Origin of the sequence: Flavobacterium sp. (assembly GCF_040379285.1) — a bacterium.
Lineage (GTDB): Bacteria > Bacteroidota > Bacteroidia > Flavobacteriales > Flavobacteriaceae > Flavobacterium.
Genome location: NZ_JBEILJ010000044.1, coordinates 1 through 21,706, shown reverse-complemented (window position 1 = coordinate 21,706; position 21,706 = coordinate 1). Strand labels below are relative to the sequence as shown.

General features: G+C 39.5%; 22 protein-coding genes and 2 pseudogenes. 13 read left to right on the top strand and 11 right to left on the bottom strand.

The window, feature by feature from the left end; translation table 11 throughout:
* Positions 1-288: pseudogene (locus tag ABWO12_RS12300) on the bottom strand (IS982 family transposase); the annotation flags it as partial.
* Positions 289-509: 221 nt separating this feature from the next.
* Between ABWO12_RS12300 and ABWO12_RS09460 the strand changes: the two are divergent.
* Positions 510-1,559: a T9SS type A sorting domain-containing protein gene (locus tag ABWO12_RS09460; protein ID WP_353088611.1), complete on the top strand. Its 1,050-nt coding sequence runs from the start codon at positions 510-512 to the stop codon at positions 1,557-1,559.
* Between the two features lie 247 nt (positions 1,560-1,806).
* Here ABWO12_RS09460 and ABWO12_RS09455 read toward each other — a convergent pair whose 3' ends face one another.
* Both ABWO12_RS09455 and ABWO12_RS09450 read right to left on the bottom strand, forming a co-directional pair.
* On the bottom strand, positions 1,807-2,220 hold the full coding sequence (locus tag ABWO12_RS09455) for a thiol-disulfide oxidoreductase DCC family protein (RefSeq protein WP_353088610.1): 414 nt from the start codon (positions 2,218-2,220) through the stop codon (positions 1,807-1,809).
* Positions 2,217-4,391, bottom strand: a complete 2,175-nt coding sequence (locus ABWO12_RS09450; protein ID WP_353088608.1) for an endonuclease MutS2 — start codon at positions 4,389-4,391, stop codon at positions 2,217-2,219. The genes ABWO12_RS09455 and ABWO12_RS09450 overlap by 4 nt, the downstream gene beginning before the upstream one ends.
* An 82-nt stretch (positions 4,392-4,473) precedes the next feature.
* On the opposite strand from ABWO12_RS09450, the gene ung reads away from it, so the two are divergent.
* The gene (ung, locus tag ABWO12_RS09445; protein WP_353088607.1) at positions 4,474-5,136 is read left to right on the top strand and encodes a uracil-DNA glycosylase; all 663 of its coding nucleotides are present in this window, start codon (positions 4,474-4,476) and stop codon (positions 5,134-5,136) included.
* On the opposite strand, the gene ABWO12_RS09440 is transcribed toward ung, so the two are convergent.
* From ABWO12_RS09440 to ABWO12_RS09405, 8 genes are all read right to left on the bottom strand, one after another.
* Positions 5,137-5,721 (bottom strand): hypothetical protein, encoded by a 585-nt coding sequence (locus ABWO12_RS09440; protein ID WP_353088606.1) that lies wholly within the window; start codon positions 5,719-5,721, stop codon positions 5,137-5,139.
* An 11-nt stretch (positions 5,722-5,732) separates the two neighbouring features.
* Positions 5,733-6,305, bottom strand: a complete 573-nt coding sequence (locus ABWO12_RS09435; protein ID WP_353088605.1) for a hypothetical protein — start codon at positions 6,303-6,305, stop codon at positions 5,733-5,735.
* 49 nt (positions 6,306-6,354) lie between these two features.
* Positions 6,355-7,287 carry a transglutaminase-like domain-containing protein gene (locus tag ABWO12_RS09430; protein ID WP_353088604.1) on the bottom strand — a complete coding sequence of 311 codons (933 nt, stop codon included), beginning with the start codon at positions 7,285-7,287 and terminating at the stop codon, positions 6,355-6,357.
* Positions 7,288-7,295: 8 nt separating this feature from the next.
* Entirely contained in the window at positions 7,296-8,150 is an 855-nt protein-coding gene (locus ABWO12_RS09425; protein WP_353088603.1) for a substrate-binding domain-containing protein, read from the bottom strand.
* Positions 8,147-8,686, bottom strand: a complete 540-nt coding sequence (locus ABWO12_RS09420; protein ID WP_353088602.1) for a GNAT family N-acetyltransferase — start codon at positions 8,684-8,686, stop codon at positions 8,147-8,149. Before ABWO12_RS09420 ends, ABWO12_RS09425 begins: the two co-directional genes overlap by 4 nt.
* A gap of 107 nt (positions 8,687-8,793) precedes the next feature.
* The gene (locus ABWO12_RS09415; protein WP_353088601.1) at positions 8,794-9,660 is read right to left on the bottom strand and encodes a nucleoside phosphorylase; all 867 of its coding nucleotides are present in this window, start codon (positions 9,658-9,660) and stop codon (positions 8,794-8,796) included.
* A 184-nt stretch (positions 9,661-9,844) separates the two neighbouring features.
* Positions 9,845-10,177, bottom strand: coding sequence for a translation initiation factor (locus tag ABWO12_RS09410; protein ID WP_353088600.1), 333 nt, complete (start codon positions 10,175-10,177; stop codon positions 9,845-9,847).
* Between the two features lie 116 nt (positions 10,178-10,293).
* On the bottom strand, positions 10,294-11,247 hold the full coding sequence (locus ABWO12_RS09405) for an isopenicillin N synthase family dioxygenase (protein WP_353088599.1): 954 nt from the start codon (positions 11,245-11,247) through the stop codon (positions 10,294-10,296).
* Positions 11,248-11,437: 190 nt separating this feature from the next.
* Here ABWO12_RS09405 and ABWO12_RS09400 point away from each other — a divergent pair, with 190 nt between their 5' ends.
* From ABWO12_RS09400 to ABWO12_RS09350, 11 genes and pseudogenes are all read left to right on the top strand, one after another.
* Positions 11,438-12,166 (top strand): T9SS type A sorting domain-containing protein, encoded by a 729-nt coding sequence (locus ABWO12_RS09400; RefSeq protein ID WP_353088598.1) that lies wholly within the window; start codon positions 11,438-11,440, stop codon positions 12,164-12,166.
* 118 nt (positions 12,167-12,284) lie between these two features.
* Positions 12,285-14,261: an alpha-ketoacid dehydrogenase subunit alpha/beta gene (locus ABWO12_RS09395; RefSeq protein ID WP_353088597.1), complete on the top strand. Its 1,977-nt coding sequence runs from the start codon at positions 12,285-12,287 to the stop codon at positions 14,259-14,261.
* A gap of 258 nt (positions 14,262-14,519) precedes the next feature.
* Complete coding sequence (locus tag ABWO12_RS09390) at positions 14,520-15,752, top strand: HD domain-containing protein (RefSeq protein ID WP_353088613.1); 1,233 nt, start codon at positions 14,520-14,522, stop codon at positions 15,750-15,752.
* Between the two features lie 37 nt (positions 15,753-15,789).
* Positions 15,790-16,809: a UDP-3-O-(3-hydroxymyristoyl)glucosamine N-acyltransferase gene (gene lpxD / locus ABWO12_RS09385; protein WP_353088596.1), complete on the top strand. Its 1,020-nt coding sequence runs from the start codon at positions 15,790-15,792 to the stop codon at positions 16,807-16,809.
* Between the two features lie 38 nt (positions 16,810-16,847).
* On the top strand, positions 16,848-18,218 hold the full coding sequence (locus ABWO12_RS09380) for a bifunctional UDP-3-O-[3-hydroxymyristoyl] N-acetylglucosamine deacetylase/3-hydroxyacyl-ACP dehydratase (protein WP_353088612.1): 1,371 nt from the start codon (positions 16,848-16,850) through the stop codon (positions 18,216-18,218).
* Between the two features lie 3 nt (positions 18,219-18,221).
* Positions 18,222-19,007 (top strand): acyl-ACP--UDP-N-acetylglucosamine O-acyltransferase, encoded by a 786-nt coding sequence (lpxA, locus tag ABWO12_RS09375; RefSeq protein WP_073362287.1) that lies wholly within the window; start codon positions 18,222-18,224, stop codon positions 19,005-19,007.
* 35 nt (positions 19,008-19,042) lie between these two features.
* Positions 19,043-19,609, top strand: a complete 567-nt coding sequence (efp, locus tag ABWO12_RS09370) for an elongation factor P (RefSeq protein ID WP_287782267.1) — start codon at positions 19,043-19,045, stop codon at positions 19,607-19,609.
* 3 nt (positions 19,610-19,612) lie between these two features.
* Positions 19,613-20,545, top strand: a complete 933-nt coding sequence (locus ABWO12_RS09365) for a UDP-3-O-(3-hydroxymyristoyl)glucosamine N-acyltransferase (protein ID WP_353088594.1) — start codon at positions 19,613-19,615, stop codon at positions 20,543-20,545.
* Entirely contained in the window at positions 20,545-20,907 is a 363-nt protein-coding gene (locus tag ABWO12_RS09360) for a nuclear transport factor 2 family protein (RefSeq protein ID WP_353088593.1), read from the top strand. The genes ABWO12_RS09365 and ABWO12_RS09360 overlap by 1 nt, the downstream gene beginning before the upstream one ends.
* Positions 20,907-21,245, top strand: a complete 339-nt coding sequence (locus tag ABWO12_RS09355; protein ID WP_353088592.1) for a hypothetical protein — start codon at positions 20,907-20,909, stop codon at positions 21,243-21,245. Before ABWO12_RS09360 ends, ABWO12_RS09355 begins: the two co-directional genes overlap by 1 nt.
* Positions 21,246-21,328: 83 nt before the next feature.
* Positions 21,329-21,706, top strand: a pseudogene (locus ABWO12_RS09350) (hypothetical protein); the annotation flags it as partial.

Here is a 21,706-nt window from a genome sequence, read left to right as displayed (position 1 = left end):
GTTCTAAAAAAAAAATAGCTTTTTTTGTCTTTTTATTAAACTGACTTCGCTCAATTAAATTGGATATTTCACCTGGAAGTAGTTGTTTGAAAAGTGAATTTTTACTGTCAATTGACATAAATTCTGCTGTTAAACTCAATGCAACTACTTCTATATCAGACATTTTTGTCTTTCTTCCAATTCATGATTTAAAATCTAACTCAATATTGCTTCGCCAATTCGCTTTGCTCGGGTCAAAGAACTTATAACTTCTAAAACATTTAAGTATTTTTTTACTATGTTTAACATAAATATTGTTTTGTTTTTAGGCTTCAAAATACTGAATTTCAGCATCTTGACCAACATTTTTTCAATTTATTTTATTTCAAATTATTTCACTCAACGGGTTATAATCCATTTATTTTTACTAAAAATTATTATTCCCAATGGGTTATTTTTAACAAACAAACATTTTTTTATTCTGCATTAATGTAATATATTTGAACCTATAAATACTTAAACACGATAAAATGAAAAAATTATTACTTACACTTTTAACTTTAACTGCTGGTACTGTTAGTGCTCAATTGTTACAAACTGAGAACTTCAATACTTTGAATTTAGGCAATGTAGGTACTGACATTACTGGAGCTACTCCAGGTCAAGACAACTGGTTAACTTTTTCTAGTAACGGAACTGCACCTACTACAGGTACAAATGCAGCGAATGAAAATTTTCAAATTGTAGCTACAGGTAATGCATCATCTAATGGACTTAAAATTACAAGTTCTAACGGGGACAAAGGAAGTCGTTTCATGTGGAAAGACGGTTTTGATGCAATTTGGGCAACGCGTACAACTGGAAATAATATTCTAGAAGTAGAGTATGATATGTATACAGGTTCCGCTACATCAAGTACGGCTCAAGTAGGTGTTCGTCTTTACGGAGCGGATGGTACAAATTCAAGAGTATTAGGAGGATTCGTTTATAATGTGGGGTCACGTGTGTTAAATGGAGTAGCTTATTTGAATAATGGTGGGACTTTTGGAACTTTTTTAATTAATCTTACCGCAGCGCCTGGTTTAGTTTTGGATGCGGACACTTGGTATCGAATAGGTTTTGCTTATAACACAACTACGGGTGAAGTTATCTTTAAAACGAATACAGTCTATACTGGTTTGAATGCTGCGAACTGGGTAGGTCCATTTGATCCTACAGAAGTTGATTTTGTATCTGCAGTTCCCTCTACAAATACTGTAGTTTCTGATTTAACATTTGATAACTTAACTGTAAAAGCAACGGCTACGGAAGGATTATTAGGCACTACAGAAATCCAAGGATTAGAAAATACAATTGCAATTTATCCGAACCCTACGAATAATGTGGTGAATGTAAAAGGAAATAATGTTGGATTTACAGCAGTTTCTTTTACAGATATCAATGGTCGTGTAGTGAAGACTGTAAATGTTGATACTACATCCGAAACTGAAATATCAATTTCTGAAATGAATTCTGGAGTGTATTTCATGAATATTACTACTGATTCAGGTGTAGTAACTAAGAAAATTGTAAAGCAATAATTTATTTATTACTATTGCCATAATGAAAAAGACTAAGCTTTTGCTTAGTCTTTTTTGTTTTTTGTGCCCGATGCCATTAACATTACAGCTCCTCTATTAAACCAATAATGAAGACACCAAAAATGCCAATCATGACAAAAGCTCAGTTTCCCATGAATACAATGGTAAAATACGAGTAAGCATCTCTTTTCTATTTTAAATTATACCCAAAGATACGGCGATGAAAAAAGGGTAGAGCTTACAATTGTCATATAAACCGATGTTGTATTTTAGCATCAATTAATCCACAGATTGTTTTACGGCCAAACCATTGGTAGCGATTTTTTGCAATGAATGTATACATTTTATCTGTAATACATTGAGGAAGAATTGTAAAAACCAATGCCCCATAGAAGTACCAAGGTAGCGATTTTACAATTTCAAAAATGGCTGTGGATTTTAGAAAAAAAGCTTTTTTGGGGATATACAAAATGATACTGTCCACCTTTTGGTTTTCAATCCCTAATTTTTTTTGAAGCGATTTTCCGGTTTCGGATTGAAGTTCAGTAAAGTAAAACACTTCTTTTTTATCATGACGCAAAAGTACACGAACCCAATAATCGCAAAGTACACAGTGACCATCGTAGATAATTAGTTTTTTGGAATCAGGTAGGGAAATCATTTCCTGGGGCGTTCTACAAAATCCAACATCTCGAGACTTACTTTGGACGTGAAAAGTCCGTAATTTACAGTAGCCTTATTTTTTTCAATACTATCCAAAGTCCCAACCGCTTTCCCATCGGTCATCCGAACGCGATCCCCAAGTTGTAGCGTCATCTTGGGTTTGGCATTCGCTTCTTGTTGGGTTTTTATCTTCTTTTCCTTTTTCTCTGTTCGAATGGATTCCACGGCAACATTCAATTCGGCAACCACCTTTTTATGAATGATTTCTTTTTGTTTTTTCTCTTTCGCGCTGATTTTTTTACGCTTCGAATTTTCTATCTCCACCAATTTGAGAAAATCTCCAATCAGTACTTTTTTATTTTTATCCGAAAAATATTTCTCCGCAATATCATCGATTTTCTGACCCATATAAATCAACCGCTGATTGGCATCATACATTTCCTGATAGCGCTCCAATTTTTCCTGAATTTTCTTGTTGGTTAGTTCCAAACGTTTGCTTTCTTCCCGCGCTTTGCTTTCCTCTTCTTTAAGGTTTTCTGACGTTTTTTCCATACGGCTCCGCTCTTTCTGAAGCTTGGCAATGGTTTTGTCAAAGCGAACTTTCTCGCCTTCTACTTTCTTTTTAGCCCGATTGATCAATCCATAGGGAATGCCATTTTTTTGGGCCACTTCAAAGGTAAAACTGCTACCCGCCTGACCGAGGTGCAATTTGTAGAGCGGCTCCAACGATTGCTCGTCAAACAACATATTGGCGTTGGTGGCACAAGGTAATTCGTTGGCTAGAATTTTTAAATTGGTATAGTGGGTGGTGATAATCCCAAAGGCTTCCCGATGGTAAAATTCTTCTAAAAATACTTCAGCCAGTGCTCCCCCTAAATCAGGATCGGAACCTGTTCCAAACTCATCAATGAGAAACAAGGTTTTGGCATTACATTTTTTTAAAAAGTAATTCATGTTTTTCAACCGATAACTGTAGGTACTCAAATGATTTTCAATCGATTGATTATCTCCAATGTCGGTTAAAATACGATCAAACAAAAAGGTTTCGCTTCGTTCATGTACCGGAATGAGAATACCCGATTGCAACATCAATTGCAATAGTCCCACCGTTTTCAAAGCAATCGTTTTTCCCCCAGCGTTAGGCCCAGAAATCACAATTATACGGTTGTCTTGGGTTAATTCAAGGGTCTGAGGATACGTAACTTCATTTTTCCTTTTGTTGGTCATAAACAAAATCGGATGGTAGGCTTCCCGAAGATAAATCCTTTTTTCCTCAGTGATATTGGGAAGTATACCTTGAATTAGCTGGGCATATCGGGCTTTGGCATGAATAACATCAATGGTACTCAAATAATCTTGGTATTGATGGAGCAATTCAGCAAAAGGACGAATCTCGAAAGTAAGACGTTTTAAAATGCGAACGATTTCTTCACGTTCTTCATACTCATACTGATTCAATTCGCGGCTATACTTCAGTGTCGCTTCGGGCTCAATGTAGGCAATACTTCCTGTCTTTGAACTGCCCATGATGGAACCCTTAACTTTACGACGGTACATGGCTAAGACAGCTAATACCCTGCGGTTTTCAACAACCGTTTCTTTAATATTGTCCAAATACCCTAAACTTTGGTAATGCACTAAAGCTTGTCCAAAACTTTGGTTTACTTTACCGCGCACCATGTTGATGTTCCTGCGGATATTGACCAAATCGGGAGAAGCATTATCGCGAATAACCCCGTATTTGTCAATGACGACTTCAATTTTTTGAATAATGACTTTGGTGAATTCTACCTCAGAAGCCAAAAGATGCAGCGAAGGATAGTAGGTATTGAATTTTTTTAAAAAAAGTAAATGGGTGTTGACGGTTTCTGAAAGGGCTGCAATTTTCCGAAAGCTCTCTACTTCAAGAAAACTATCCTCAATGGAAAGCAGTTGTATGTCAGTCGAAATGGTGTCAAACCCATGGTTGGGAATCGCATTGTTATTGGAAAACGAGGAAACATATTCCGAAGTTTGATGCAATGCAGCCATCAACTGTTCTTTGTGTGAAAAAGGGGCTATTTGTTGCGCCTTTTCCAGCCCTAATTCAGTGACACAGTAGTGGGAAATAGTTTCCAAAATGGTATGAAATTCGAGATCTTTTCGCGTTTTTTCTGTAATTGCAATCATAATAAATTTAAACCAATCAAAGGTACAAAGTCAATCGTGCCTATCCTTTACTTTTTCCTTATTTTTGATAAAAAATTAAGAAATGTTGTGCTTACCGTCTACGTGGTCCTTTTTGCTTGAAGAAGAGATTGACAAACCTTATTTTCAAGAATTAAACCGTTTTATAACAGAGGAATACAAGTATCACCCTTGCTTTCCGCCACCCGCACAAATTTTTGCTGCTTTAGACCAATGTCCATTCAATACGACCAAAGTGGTCATCATCGGCCAAGATCCCTATCACGGATTGGGGCAAGCGCATGGATTGTCGTTTTCTGTTCCTGATACCGTTCCGTTTCCGCCTTCGTTGCACAATATTTTCAAAGAATTAGAATCCGATTTGGACATTCCTTACCCACAGTCGGGCTGTCTTCAGCATTGGGCGAACCAAGGGGTTCTTTTGTTGAATGCGATTCTGACTGTACGAGCGCATGAAGCGGGAAGCCATCAGCGAAAAGGATGGGAGAAATTTACGGATGCGGTGATTCATAAACTCGCCAATGAAAAACAAAATTTAGTTTTCTTATTGTGGGGGAGTTATGCGCAAAAGAAAGGACAATGGATAGAACGATCACGTCATTTGGTGCTTGAGTCAGGACACCCTTCGCCACTAAGTGCCAATCGGGGACTTTGGTTTGGAAATCGCCATTTCAGTCAAACAAATGCTTATTTATTAAAGCATCACAATCAAGAAATTAAGTGGTAATTAATTGACAGTAAAGGTATAAAAACCGTTGCTGTTCAACGCATTTGACGTGGTGTAAATCAGTAAAGTAATAGCATCAGAAGCTGAATTGGAGCGCAATTCTACAACATCTGTTTCTTCACTATTGTACCCATAACTCAAGCGGTAAGTTCCCGTGCTCAACAAAGGCAAGCCAGCTCTAAAAACATAGGCATCTTGAAGGGTATCATAAGGTACTGTGGCCAAATAAAAGCCAAGATTTTGGAGTTGTCCACTACTTACATCCATTTGATTCGCTGGCACTGAAACCGGAATCCATTCGGTACCATTTTGTTTTTCTAAAACATACGAAAAGGTGAGGGTAGGCGCATTGTTGGTTGTTTTTCGTATATCCAACGGTGTACTTTGTCCCAATTCATTTACCAAACGATCCACAACACAATTCAACGTAATTTTATCACCCACAGCATAACTGGCTTGGGTTTCAATATTGACCAATCCATTTATACGAACATATTCGGTATTGTAAAAATCATCGTCGTTGGTATCACAACTGCTGAGGCTTACAACAAAAAAACTAAGAAATAGTAAAACAATTTTTTTCATGACATTGAACATTAAAAACGATACCCAAAATTAATTCCTACACGACTAATCACATCGGGACTCATTTCTTTGTTGGTAAGATTGGAACCAAATCCGACAAGTACCTCCAAAGCAAAGGTGTCTTTGAAATACATTTTATACCCTAAACTTCCCCCTAAAGCAAAATCATTGTATTGGGTTTCTTTGATGGTGTAAAATCCATTTCCGCCGCTGTTTTCCCGCACAATTTCCTTAAAATCACCCCCATTGGCTGAAGCAAAAATTTCGGCAAAATAATACCGTGCTTTACTCTTAGAAAGGGCATAGCGTACATAAGGGTTAATTTCATACCGCGGAATATTGTTCCGAAAACCGTTGTTGTAATCGTCCTCAATTCGTGTACTATTGGAGAAATTACCGTTGACGCCTACAGAGAAACTACCCTCAAAAAATCGCTCGTAGCTTACACTAATTTTACCATACGCTAAGGCCTGAAGGACATCGACACGAAATTCATTTTTCTTGTTTACTAAGGGTGAGGTTTGTTCTTGTGCCCAAGAAAAACCAAAACTAAAAAGGAGCAGGAGTATAGCTAATTTGCGCATTGTTTCGTATTTATAGGGCTAATATACTAAATATTTTACCCGAGACCATTTAATTCAACGTCAAAGCACTTAAAATTTCTTCTTTCATAAAAGGTCCACCTGGATATTTGGCGGTATAATCCAAATTCAACCACACATTGCCCCGTTCGTCGATGTGATAATGAACTGCTTTGTGCTGACTTTCTTTAGGGAAAAGTACTTTTTTGATCAAATAATTGACGGTTTCCATGTCTTTTCGTGTGCCAATGTACAATTCAGGGTAAATATGACCTGTCGTATGAATCAATCGCGGAATGCCCCCAATCGATTTAACAGCCGCCGCCATGAGAATGGAATGGTCGTCACAATCGCCCGAAAGGTATTTTAACGATTCATCGGCTCGAGCAATGTATTCGTGTCCTACGGGATCGTGCACGTAGTTCCATTGGGAATTGATTTCTTTAAAAACGGCAAAACATTGAATGAGGGTCTGATAATCCTGATACCCTTGCACTGATTTAAAATGGGTGTTAATCGCTTTTAGGGCAAAGTTTCGAACTTGCGGATGGTCATAATCAATGGCTTTGATAATCTTGGATTTATTAGGAAAAGGAAGCAATCGATCAATTACAATATCTTGCGGAAAAGGACTGTCCTCCATGGCATATAGCATCGATTGATACTCTTCAAAAACATTTTGAAATCCGTATCCACCCACCATAGTACCCCAAATCAAAAAAAGGAAGTAGCCTGCAATACTTATAAAAATTACTTTACGAAGTTGCACTAAAATCCATTGAAATACTGCTAAAATAAGCACTAATAGTCCCACACGATCAATCGCTAACGGCCATTCAGGATCCGTGAGATTTTGATGTAGAATTAAAAAAACAGGGATGGTAAGCAGTAGGTTGAGTACCCCTATAATGACTTTATCCCATGGATTGGGAATCGCGAGTTTCTCTTGCCATTGACGGAAACGCGAAAAGAAAGGATTTGTCATTGAAGGGCTTACTTCAGTATTTTTACAACTGTAGCAAAGGTATCTTTTTTATCAATAAGGTTTAAGTTCCACAAATGATTTTGAACCAACTCAAATTCTTTTTCTGACAGCGGATATTGACTCCACTCAGTACAGGAGAGCCAAGCTTCAAGCGCTTCTTCTTTTTGATGAAAACATTGTGCGAGTTGTGCAATCAAATGGTTTTGCTCTTTAAAATATTTTGTTTTGGTATTGATTGTATTTAAGATTGAAAGCAAAGTTTCTTTTTCATTTGCGAGCACTTCGTCACGAACCGCAATTACAAAACAAGGCCACGGGGTGGGGCAAACACCAATGCGACGAAAAACACCCGAATCTACTAGGGGTTGGGTCATAAATCGTTCCCACATAAAATAATCAGCGGTTCCTTGTTGTAAGGCATCCACGGCACCATCAAGGGTATGCACGATTTCAAACTGTAGCGCGGAGGTATCCCAACCCTGCTGTTGCGCATTAACGTAAGCCATCAAATGCGAGCCCGAACCGAAACGCGAGATGGCTGCAGTAGTTTGTTGTAAGTCGGAAATTTCTTGAAATGATGATTTCCCACCCACATGAATGCCCCAAAGGAGCGGACTAGTAACATAAACTTGCACTATTTTGGAGGGACAACCTCCTAAAATATCTTTGACCATGCCTTCGGTTAATACCACGGCTATGTCGGTCTCCCCGGAGCGGAGCATTTGACACATTTTTCCCGTACCTTCTGGGATATCGGTCCATTGTAAATCCACACCAACACGCTCAAATTCGCGATCAGCGATACTCTGGTACCAAGGCATATTAAAATGCTCGGGAACACCTACAATCTTTATCGTTTTCATTGCTTTGAAGTGGAATTGTTCAAGGCATACCAATTCCAAAGTACGCCAGCGGGATCGGGGTAGGTTTCTTGATGTATGAACCCCGTTTTTTGTAAAATGCGATTGGAAGCACCATTTTCTTTGTGTGCATATGCATTCATTACCGGAATTTTAAGGGTTTCAAATCCGTACTGCAGCCAAGCAATAGAAGCTTCAGTAGCGAAGCCTTTGCCCCAATGCGCTTCGGCTAGACGGTACCCGTAATCAAAGAAGTTGGTGTTGCCATTTTCTACATGGTCGTCGATAAATTTGATGCCTGTCCACCCAATAAATTCATCGGTTGCTTTCAAAAACGTGGCAAATCGTCCTACTTGGTTGCGTTCGTATTGGCCCAGAATGTAGGCAATAATTTTAACCGATTCTTCCAGTTCAAGCGTGGGTTGTTGCCATAAATATTCGTGTACCTTCGGATTGTTATCCATGACAAACAAATCGGCTGCATCCGAAATTTTGAAAGGACGCATATACAGTCTTTCGGTCTCTAAACGTTGTATCATCACGGTTTGTTTTAGCCCCGACCTGCCTGCCGGCAGGCAGGTAGAGCCGATATCCTCGTAGCTTTAGCGGAGAGATAAAGGCGAAAGCGGGAAATAGCTCCTCATTACTATTGTGATAATTTATCTAAAGTATAGGCGATTAAAGCGTCAACGGCTTTGTACGGATCGGCACTGAACGTTCCATTGGCACGGTTGGCAATAATGGCATTCAATGATAAACATTCATGTCCCAAAAGTTTACCTAAGCCATAAATTGCACCCGTTTCCATTTCCAAATTGGTCATTTTGATTCCCTCAAATTCAAAGGCGTCCATTTTTGTATTTAACTCCGAATCTTGAATAGGTAAACGTAAAACTCTTCCCTGTGGGCCATAAAATCCGCCTGCTGTACCCGTAAATCCCTTGAAGATACAATCACTTTCAATGCGCTTTTCCAAGGTTTCAGAGGCCTTAATTACATAAGGGCGCCCTTTACGTAAATCCCAGTTGGTTTGTTGGATAAAAGCGTCTTCTATATTTTTTTCTGAGATTTCGTCAATCAAATAGGAGCGAAGCATGTTGTCTAAACCCAATCCATATTGGCTCATGACAAAACTATCGACGGGGATGTCGGCTTGTAACGAACCTGAGGTGCCGATTCGGATGATATTCAAAGAGGTTAATTCTTCTTTTACGGTTCGAGTCGCCAAATCAATGTTGACCAAAGCATCCAACTCATTCATAACGATGTCAATATTATCGGGGCCGATTCCGGTTGACATCACGGTCATTCGTTTGCCTTTGAAAAATCCGGTTTGGGTTTTAAATTCGCGCTTTTGTTGTGAAAATTCAATCCGCTCAAAATGTTGGGTAATTTTTTCCACACGGTTTTGATCTCCCACAAAAATGATGTCGTGGGCGATATGTTCTGGAAGTAGGTTCAAATGGTACACACTTCCATCAGGATTTAATATTAATTCAGATGAAGCAATCATCGGTGATAGGGATTAGTGATTAGTTATTAGTGATTAGTGACTAGTGACTAGTAATTAGTGATTAGTGACTTGCCTTTGCCGGCAGGCAGGTTAGTGACTAGTCCCGAAACTTCTGGGTTGACAAGTGACTTTTATTTAAAAGAAACACAATTTAAAATTCATCATTTATCATTCAAAATTCATGTTATCCTCCCACGCGCTTCACTTTAAAACCTTTGTCTTTCAATAGATTCATGATTTTATCGCGGTAATCGCCTTGAATGATAATCGAACCGTCTTTGAAGCTGCCGCCTACGCTCAATTTGGTTTTGATTTCTTTGGCCAACATTTTAAAGTCTTCCTCTTCTCCTTCATAGCCTTCGATAATCGTGGTAGGTTTGCCTTTTCGCTTCTCATATTTACAAATCATGGGCTCTTTTTGAACAAATAATTCATGTTCTTGTGGCGTTTCAGGTTCGGGTTCCGTTGGAATATGATCAGGGAATAGTTTCTTTAGTTGTTCTTCTAAGTTACTCATGGGAGTGCTCCTTTGTTAGGTTTTATTTTTTCGAATAAATAAAGGGTAAAAAACCAAATTCCAAATCCCAACAGTGCATTGGAATTTGGAATTTCAGTTCCGGAAAATTTGTTACCTTATTTTTTAATCAATCCTAATTCCACCAAACGCTCGTTTAAGAAATCGCCCGCGGTGATGTCCTCATACAATTTCGGATTGTTTTCATCGATACATTGTGATAAACAATCCAATTTCATATCACTTACAGGGTGCATGAAAAATGGGATTGAGAAACGCGAAGTTCCCCACAATTCCCGCGGTGGATTAACCACTTGGTGAATGGTTGATTTCAGCTTATTATTGGTGAGACGCGACAACATATCGCCCACATTAATCATCAATTCATCGTCTTGTGCAATGGCATCAATCCATTGGCCTTCGTGATTTTGCACTTGTAATCCTTTTCCTTGTGCCCCCATTAATAGGGTAATCAAGTTGATGTCACCATGGGCAGCCGCACGAACGGCGCCGTCTTTCGGTTCATCCGTAATAGGCGGGTAGTGGATAGGACGTAAAATGCTGTTCCCGTCTTTGATGTAATTATCAAAATAAAATTCATCCAAACCGATGTGTAATGCTAAAGCACGAAGTACATAGACTCCTGTTTTCTCGAGCATTTGATAGGCTTTTTTTCCAACTTCATTAAATTTGGGTAATTCTTCTACGATTACATTGTCGGGATATTCACCTTCCCATTTAGAGCCTTCGCTCACATATTGGCCAAAATGCCAAAATTCTTTTAAATCCCCAGCGGAACGCCCTTTGGCATGTTCTTTACCAAAAGAAACATAACCGCGCTGGCCTCCAATGCCCGGAATTTCATATTTTGCTTTGGTTTCCAATGGAAGATTGAAGAAGTTTCGCACTTCATCATACAATTCTCCCACCAACTGATCATCAAGAAAATGACCTTTTAATGCTACGAAGCCGATTTCTTCATAGGCTTTGCCGATTTCATTTACAAATTTTTGTTTACGTGCCAGATTATCTGACAGGAAATCACGTAAGTCAACACTTGGAATTTGTTGCATACTAAACCTTTTTTGTTAATAACTTAAACGCTGTGAAATCAAAGCGCAACTACAAATGTAAGACATTTAAACGATTCTCATTCAAAAGTTATTAACACTCAATGAAATCTTAAAATCGTATTAATAGTCTAAAATTTTTTTTTAAAATTTATGACATAAGTCTTAAATTTACATTATAAAACCATTTATTATGAAAAAACTTTACTTACTCTCAATGTGCTTACTAGGAATAGGCATTTATGCACAAGTCGGAACGTTGTGTACAAACCCCAATGTGATATCAGCATTACCGTATACAACCACTGATAATACAGCAAATTATGCCGACAATTATGATCCGCAAACAATGACGCATCCCACTTGTTCTACAACTACATTTGGAAATTATTTTCATGGTGGAAATGACGTAATTTACGCTTACACTCCCATTTCCAACCAAACCGTAAAAATAGAAATTCCGAGTGCTTTAGCGTGGACTGGAATGTTTGTCTATACCGATTGTGCCAATATTGGTGTTCAATACGCAGCTTGTGCCACGGGGTCTTCTGCTGGAGCACGAACAATCAATAATTTTGCCATGACAGGCGGACAAACTTATTATATCTATATTTCGAGTTGGCCCGCACCCCAAACGGTGACTTACACGCTTAATGTTTCAGATGTGCCTTTAGGGCTAGATACAGTAGATTTCAATACCTTGTTAAATGTCTATCCAAATCCTGCAGAAAACGAATTGAATTTTTATACCGATGCTTCACTATCTCATGCATTGGTATACAATGTGAACGGTCAAGTGGTATTGCAAGCTTCATTACAAAATAAGAAAATTGAAATTACCTCACTTCCTTCTGGATTTTATGTTGTCGAAGTTCATCAAGCGGATGGATCCCGAAAAATTCAACGATTTGTAAAAAAATAATTTCACTAAAAAAGTTAATCGAAAGCACACGTTTTGCGTGTGCTTTTTTTATGTAAAAACACCTTGAAATCCTATATCGTTTTAGTACATTTGGCGTCACAATACACAAACAAAACGAATGGACTTTAATCGTCACAATTTATCCAACGAGCAATTGTTGGATTTGTATAAAAAATTACTGAAACCCCGCTTGATTGAAGAGAAAATGCTCATTTTGCTCCGACAAGGAAAAGTGTCTAAATGGTTTTCAGGCATTGGGCAGGAAGCTATTTCTGTGGGTATTACCGCTGCTTTGGATAAGGATGAATACATTCTTCCGATGCACCGTAATCTAGGCGTATTTACAGGTAGAGATATTCCATTGCACAAACTTTTTTCGCAATGGCAAGGTAAAAAATCGGGCTTCACCAAAGGACGTGATCGTAGTTTTCACTTTGGCACTCAAGAGTATAAAATCATTGGTATGATCTCGCATTTGGGCCCCCAAATGGGGGTAGCCGATGGGATTGCTTTAGCCAATAAATTAAAGAAAAACGGGAAAGTGACCGCTGTTTTTACAGGGGAAGGCGCCACTTCGGAGGGTGATTTTCACGAAGCCTTAAATGTAGCAGCCGTTTGGGAACTCCCTGTTTTATTTGTCATAGAAAATAATGGATACGGCCTGTCAACGCCAACAAACGAACAGTACCGTTGCGAAAATCTCGCCGACAAAGGATTAGGATACGGAATGGAAAGCCACATTATTGACGGTAATAACATTTTGGACGTTTTCACCAAAATTGCTGAACTCAAAGCTTCAATGCAACAAAATCCGCGTCCCGTATTGTTGGAGTTCAAAACGTTTCGCATGCGCGGTCACGAAGAGGCGAGTGGCACCAAATATGTTCCGCAAGAACTAATGGATCTATGGGCCATCAAAGATCCGATTGCTAATTATCAAGCCTATCTTAAAAATGAAGGGATTTTGACAGAAGCTCAAGACGAGGCTTTCCGAGCTGAATTCAAGCAAGAAATCGATGCGCATTGGGCAATCACTCAAGCAGAGCCAGACTTTGTGGCCGATTTAAATGAAGAATTAAATGATGTTTACGAATCGTTTGATTATCAAGAAGTAAAACCATCAAGTGAAACTGAGAATATTCGTGTGATTGATGCCATTTCTAGCGCTTTGCGTGAAGCGATGCAACAACATCCTAATTTGGTCATTATGGGCCAAGATATTGCCGAATATGGGGGCGCTTTCAAAATAACCGATGGATTTGTGGCGCAGTTCGGCAAAGAGCGCGTTCGTAATACTCCTATTTGCGAAAGTGCTATCGTATCAGCAGCTAATGGACTCTCTATCAACGGGTACAAAGCAATTGTGGAAATGCAGTTTGCCGATTTCGTTTCAACTGGTTTTAATCCAATCGTCAATTTGTTGGCCAAGCAACGCTATCGCTGGGGCGAAAAGTCAGATGTCGTGGTGCGTATGCCCTGTGGTGGCGGTACACAAGCGGGACCGTTCCACTCCCAAACCAATGAAGCTTGGTTTACCAAAACTCCAGGACTCAAAGTGGTCTACCCCGCGTTTCCTTATGATGCAAAAGGACTTTTAATTACAGCCATTAACGACCCCAATCCGGTGATGTACTTTGAGCATAAGCTATTGTATCGAAGTATTTATCAAGAGGTGCCCAAAGGCTATTATACCTTACCTTTTGGAAAGGCTTCTATACTTCGTGAAGGTGATCAAGTGACCATTATTTCATTTGGCGCTGGAGTGCATTGGACTTTAGAATTGTTGGACAAACACCCTGAAGTTCGTGCCGATGTATTGGATTTACGCACGCTACAACCTTTGGATACAGAAGCCATACTTCAATCGGTTAAAAAAACCAACAGAGCGATTATTTTACAAGAAGATACCTTGTTTGGCGGTATTGCGAGCGATATTTCCTCCTTGATAATGGAGCAGGCATTCGAATATTTGGATGCGCCCGTTGTTCGTGTAGGCAGTTTAGAAACCGCCATACCGTTTATGAAAACCCTGGAGGATCAGTATTTACCCAATGAACGCTTTGAAAAGGCGTTATTGGAACTGATTGCGTATTAATTTTTTGGGAGCTATTTCCTGCTGTCCGCTGTATCTCACTTCGTAAACTCCGTGAGGATGCCGCTCCCATCAGGGCTAGCAGTGCAAAAATCAAGTATGATAAACCTAACTCCCCCGCTTAGTTAGGTTTTTTTTTACCTGTGCGTCAGGTCTTTTGATAAGAGAGGCCTATCTGAAGGATTCAAATTTCAAGTACAAAACCAATTGATATTGCGCTTTTTCGCATTTCACGTATATTTGTGCTCTTATTTAAATGGTGTGAATTCGACCAACAAGCTTAAAATATTCAACGATCCCATCTACGGATTCATTTCGATTCCCAATTCATTGGTTTTTGATCTTATTCAGCATCCCTATTTTCAGCGTTTACGCCGTATTTCGCAAATGGGATTGTCGTATCTCGTGTATCCTGGTGCCCATCATACTCGTTTTCACCACGCCTTGGGGTGTATGCACATCATGCAAAAGGCTTTAGAAACACTCAAATATAAAGGAGTTCAATTTACCGAGGAAGAAGAAAATGCGCTGTACATTGCTATTCTGTTGCACGATATCGGTCATGGCCCTTTTTCTCATGCGATGGAACACAGTATCGTAGAGGGAATACAACATGAGGAAATTTCGTTGCAATTTATGCACGCCTTAAATCGGCATTTTAAGGGCCAACTTGATTTGGCGATTCAAATTTTTAAAGGCGATTACCATCGAAAATTTATGCTTGAATTGATTTCCAGTCAATTAGATATGGATCGAATGGATTACCTCAAGCGCGATAGTTTTTACAGTGGAGTAGCCGAAGGAAATATCAACAGTGACCGTTTGATTCAGATGATGAATGTCGCTGATGATCATTTGGTAATTGAAGAAAAAGGCGTATACTCCGTAGAAAAATTTCTCATGGCACGCCGACTCATGTATTGGCAAGCGTATTTGCATAAAACATCGGTTGTAGCAGAGTTGATTTTGACAAAAATTTTAAAGCGCGCCAAAGAACTCACGCAAAAAGGAAACGTACTTCCCTGTAGCCCTCCGTTACAATTTTTCCTGCAAAATAAAGTAGCGCGAACTGATTTTGATGGGGAAGCGCTGACCCAATTTGCCTTGTTGGATGATTATGATGTCATGGGCGCTATTAAATTGTGGCAATTTTCTACGGATTTCGTGTTGGCAGAACTATGTAAAATGATTGTCAATCGCGAATTGTTGAAGATTGATATGTCGGAAGAAAAGCCTGTTGCCTCAAAAATACAAACGTTAAAAGCCCAATTGTTAGACCATTATCCCATTTCAGCCAACGACTCGGATTATTTTGTTTTTAAAGGAAAATTAAAAAACATCGCCTACAACAAAGAAAGTGTACCGATACGAATCATCAAAAAGGACCGGTCCGTTGAAGTGTTGGAAGATACTTCAGAACCGCTTCAAGTAAGAGCCTTATCGAAGGCTGTAACGAAGTATTTTGTATGTTATCCGAAAGTATTACTGGGATAAAACGGCTTATTTTGTTAAATTTTATATTTTTGTCAGAATGAAATTTACAGCGGAACAAATAGCGGGTATTTTAGGCGGAGAAGTGGTTGGAAATCCACAGATTGAAGTCTATAAATTGGCCAAAATCGAGGAGGGAACAGCGGGTTCTTTATCCTTTTTAGCCAATCCAAAATACCAAAATTATATCTATACCACTCAAGCATCTATCACGATTGTGAACCACACGTTTGAGCCCGAACAACCCATTACCACTACCTTAATCAAAGTGGAAGATGCCTATAAGTCTTTTTCCAAACTTTTAGAGTATTACAATCAAGTAAAATTGATGAAGTCGGGCATTGAACAACCTACGGTGATATCGGAGGGTGTTACCTACGGCGACCATCTTTACTTGGGAAGTTTTTGTTACATCGGAAAAAATGTGAAAATTGGGAACAATGTCAAAATCTATCCCAATTCATTTATCGGTGACAATGTGGTTATTGGGGATAATTGTATTTTGTTTGCGGGCGTTCGAATTTACTCTGAAACTGAAATTGGCAACCATTGCACCATCCACTCTGGTGTTATCATCGGTTCGGATGGATTTGGTTTTGCCCCTTCAGAGGATGGAACCTACAGCAAAATTCCTCAAATTGGGAATGTGATTCTAGAAGATCATGTGGAAGTAGGGGCGTGTACGACTATCGATCGCGCGACGCTTGGCTCTACCATCATTCGTAAAGGTGTTAAACTCGATAATCAAATCCAGATTGCGCACAATGTTGAAATTGGAGAAAATACCGTAATTGCTTCACAAACTGGAATTGCAGGATCCACTAAAATTGGTAAAAACTGTTTGATCGGTGGGCAAGTAGGTATAGTAGGCCATATTACCATAGGAAATAATGTGCGGATTCAAGCACAATCGGGTATCGCAAAAAGCATTCCCGATGGCGAAACGATTCAAGGAAGTCCGGCCTTTAACTATGGCGATTGGAATAAATCGTATGTCCATTTCCGTAATCTTCCCAAAATTGTGGCCGATTTGGACAATCTCAAGAAAAAATTAAGCTAAACAGAATTAATACAAGCATTATGGTTAAATAAAAAACCATTCAATCAGAAATTACCCTTAGGGGTGTTGGGCTTCACACAGGAAAAGAAGTGACCATGACTCTAAAGCCAGCACCTGTCAACAATGGATTTACTTTTGTACGTGTGGATTTGGAAGGGTCCCCAGTAATTGAAGCCGACGCAAATTATGTAGTGAATACCCAGCGTGGAACCAATTTAGAAAAGTTGGGTGTAAAGATTCAAACGTCTGAGCATGTTTTAGCGGCTTGTATAGGGTGTGATTTGGACAATGTGATTATTGAATTGAATGAGTCGGAGCCCCCCATAATGGACGGTTCTTCCAAATATTTTGTAGAAGCGATCGAAAAAGCAGGTATCATTGAGCAAGATGCTGAACGGTATTGTTATGTGGTGAAAGAAGTTATTTCGTATATCGATGAAAGTACAGGTAGTGAAATCATTGTCATGCCCGCCGACGATTACCAAGTGACCGCAATGGTAGACTTTGGAACTAAAGTCTTAGGTACCCAAAACGCGACGTTGAAGAACATGTCCAATTTTAAAGAAGAAATTGCAAGTGCGCGTACCTTCAGTTTTTTACATGAGTTGGAAACGTTGCTAGACAACGGACTTATTAAAGGAGGCGATTTGAACAATGCCATCGTATATGTCGACAAGGAAATCTCCGAAAAAACTATGGAGAATTTGAAAAAGGCCTTTGGAAAAGAAAATATTTCGGTCAAACCCAACGGTATTTTAGACAACCTTACGTTGCATCATCCCAACGAAGCAGCACGTCACAAATTGCTCGATGTTATTGGTGATTTGGCTTTGATCGGTTGCCGTATCAAAGGGAAAGTAATAGCCAATAAACCCGGGCATTTCGTCAATACGCAATTTGCCAAAAAACTATCTAAAATCATTAAAATAGAACAACGCAATCATGTGCCTACCTATGATTTGAACAAAGAGCCCTTGATGGATGTGACCAAAATCATGAAAATGTTGCCCCATCGTCCGCCATTTTTGTTGGTAGATAAAATCATTGAAATGTCTGAATCTCATGTGGTGGGATTGAAAAATGTGACGATGAATGAGGACTTTTTTGTGGGTCATTTTCCCGGAGCTCCTGTCATGCCTGGGGTTTTGATTGTAGAAGCAATGGCACAAACGGGAGGGATTTTAATTTTAAGCTCTGTTCCTGATCCAGAAAATTACCTGACTTATTTTATGAAAATCGACAACGTAAAGTTCAAGCATAAAGTTTTGCCGGGCGATACATTAATATTTAAATGTGATTTGATTTCGCCCATCCGTCGCGGAATATGCCATATGCAAGCCAACGCTTATGCCAATGGACGTTTGGTCGCTGAGGCGGAACTCATGGCACAAATCGTCAAAAACCAATAAACTATGAATCAACCGCTAGCCTATGTGCATCCCGGTGCAAAGATTGCTAAGAACGTAGTAATCGAGCCATTTACCACTATTCATAACAACGTCGAAATCGGCGAAGGAACTTGGATTGGTTCCAACGTGACCATCATGGAAGGAGCTCGTATCGGAAAGAATTGTAATATTTTCCCTGGCGCTGTAATTGCAGCGGTGCCTCAAGATTTGAAATTTGGTGGGGAAGATTCTCTTGCTATCATTGGTGATAACACTACGGTTCGAGAATTTGTAACCATCAACAGAGGAACTATCGCTTCGGGGCAAACCAAAATTGGAAGCAACTGTTTGATTATGGCCACTGCTCACGTAGCGCATGATTGCCATATTGGTGATAACGTGATTATTGTCAATGGCGTGGCGCTTGCAGGACATGTCGTCGTAGGGAATTTTGCCATTATCGGTGGATTAGCGGCGATTCATCAATTTATTCATATCGGTGAACATGCTATGATTTCTGGAGGTTCTCTGGTTCGAAAAGATGTTCCGCCTTACACCAAAGCAGCTAAGGAACCTTTATCGTATGTAGGAATTAATTCGGTAGGCTTGCGTCGACGCGGATTTTCAACGGAAAAGATTCGAGAAATTCAAGATATTTACCGCATTTTATACCAAAAGAATTACAATACCTCGCAAGCGGTGGGGATTATAGAAGCTGAAATGGCTGCTTCACCCGAACGCGATGAGATCTTAGATTTCATTCGCAATTCTTCCCGCGGTATAATGAAAGGGTATTCAGGAACGTATTAAATTACCAAAATTTTAAATTAAAAAAATCAATACTAATGGCATCAACGGCAGATATTCGTAACGGACTTTGTATCAAATTCAACCACGACATTTACAAAATTATTGAGTTTCTTCATGTGAAACCCGGAAAAGGTCCCGCTTTCGTGCGTACCAAATTAAAATCATTGACTACGGGAAAAGTATTGGATAATACCTTTTCTGCAGGTCATAAAATTGATGTAGTTCGTGTAGAAACCCATACATTTCAGTATTTGTATAACGAAGGCAATGATTATCATTTTATGAATACCGAATCCTATGAACAAATCACGTTGAGCAAGGATGTATTGGATGCGCCTCAATTCTTAAAAGAGGGAACCAATGTAATGGTACAAATTAACACCGAAACCGATATGCCTTTGTCGGTAGATATGCCCGCTTCTATTGTGTTGGAGGTGACTTATGCCGAACCAGGTGTGAAAGGAAATACTGCAACCAATGCGACCAAACCGGCTACGGTTGAAACGGGGGCCAATGTTAACGTTCCTTTGTTTATTAATGAAGGTGATAAGATTAAAATTGATACCGCTACGGGTGATTATTTGGAACGGGTAAAAGAATAACACATGAAGTTCCCGCAAACGCACACTTTGAAAGAAATTGCAGCAATCATCGATTCCCAGTATGTGGGAGCCGATGATTTTCCTGTTGAAGGGATGAACGAAATTCATGTCGTGACTCCAGGAGATATTGTTTTTGTTGATCATCCGAAGTATTATGACAAGGCGCTACAATCGGCGGCTAGCATTGTACTGATTAACAAAGAAGTTCCTTGTCCCGAGGGAAAAGCGTTATTGATTTCCGAAGATCCGTTTCGGGATTTTAACAAGCTCACCCGGTATTTCCGACCTTTTGTTGCGGCACAAGCAGCTGTTTCATTGTCGGCAGAGATAGGCGAAGGGACCGTAATTCAACCGAACTGCTTCATTGGAAATCACGTTCGCATAGGAAAAAATTGCATTATCCATTCCAATGTCTCGATTTACGATCATACACAAATTGGCGACAACGTGATAATCCAAGCCGGTACGGTATTGGGAGCCGATGCATTTTATTATAAAAAACGTCCCGAAGGATTTGACCAATTGCTTTCCGGTGGGCGGGTGGTTATAGAAGATCATGTGGGCATTGGTGCTTTATGTACCATAGACCGCGGCGTCACAGGGGATACGACCATAGGAGAAGGTTCAATTTTGGACAATCAAATCCACGTGGCACACGATACAATCATTGGAAAAAAATGTCTCATTGCCGCCCAAACAGGCATTGCGGGATGTGTTGTTATTGAAGATGAAGTTACTATTTGGGGCCAAGTAGGGACTAATAGTGGCATTACTATCGGAACCAAAGCAGTTATTCTAGCGCAATCCGGAGTGACAAAATCGGTGGCCGGTGGAATAACCTACTTTGGGACTCCCGCCGAAGAATCGCGTGAAAAATTAAAACAAATGGCTTACGTGAAGCGTTTACCTGAATTGTTGAATAAAAAATTGGAATAATGCAACCAAAAGATTTAGTTTTAGACTTATATAAATCAGATGTTTTATTGCATCGCGATGAAGTAAAACAGTTTTTGCATCCCGAATTAATCATCGAATGGAATAGCACCAAAGGATTCGTTCAGATGGATGCTGAAGATGTGCTCAATTTGAGTGAAGAATTGAATCGGGCTTATGTTCGTTCCAAGATTCGTATTTCTCACATTATTCAGGAGGGAAATTTCGTTTCGGTACGCTATTCCCATTTTGTGAAAACTATTGAAAATCCTAGAGAAGAGATGTTGTTGGCCAATTTCTTTGTTATTTGGGAAGTGAAAGATCAAAAACTGTATCGCGGTTATCAAATGAGCCAATTCGGATAATGTACAAAACGTTTTGGGTTACAGGAATCGTGCGTCTTACCTTGCTGGCGCATCTTTTGACCCAACTTTTTGTGTACAAAGCGTGGACCCTGAATCGTGTTTTTCCCACGCTTACTGTATTTACTTTTGCACGAAATCTTCCCGACGAATTTCCATTCATTTTATATTGTGCTACCCTAGCCATTACCCTATTGTTGTTGTGGAAACCGCATTGGAAAAAGGAAGTCAGACTGTGGTTTGTACTGGTCGTGGGTTCATGGGCTTGGGATTATGTATTTTGGCAACCCTATACCTATTGTTTTTTGGCGATTGCCGTTATTCATTTTTTCTCCAAGTAAAGTGAGCAGTTTTGGACTCGTTGCTTGCTGCTTCTTTCGGCGTTGTACACCTTCAGCGGACTCCATAAAATCAATGGGCATTTTTGTTTACGATTTGGGATTCCTACGTATTAAAAAACCGCTTTGGGATCACTTCCTACGATTCCTTTTTTTTATTCTTTCATTATGCGGGATTACTAGTAGGTTTGATTGAAATTCTTTTCGGAATTGGATTACTGTTTCAACGAACGCGTCTTTGGGCGTTTCGTGGACTAGTGCTAATGCATGTATTGATTATATTGGGGTTGTCTCCAATAGGATTGCTTTCCAATGGAGTTGTCGTGCCTTGGTATGTAGCGTTGTTTGGCATCAGTGGTATAGGATACGTTGTCTCAAAAATGCGTTTTTTTGACGCTCCATGGCCATTGGTGTTTAAAAAGCATGGTTTGGTCATCCTGTGTTTTTGGATAATGCCCGTAATT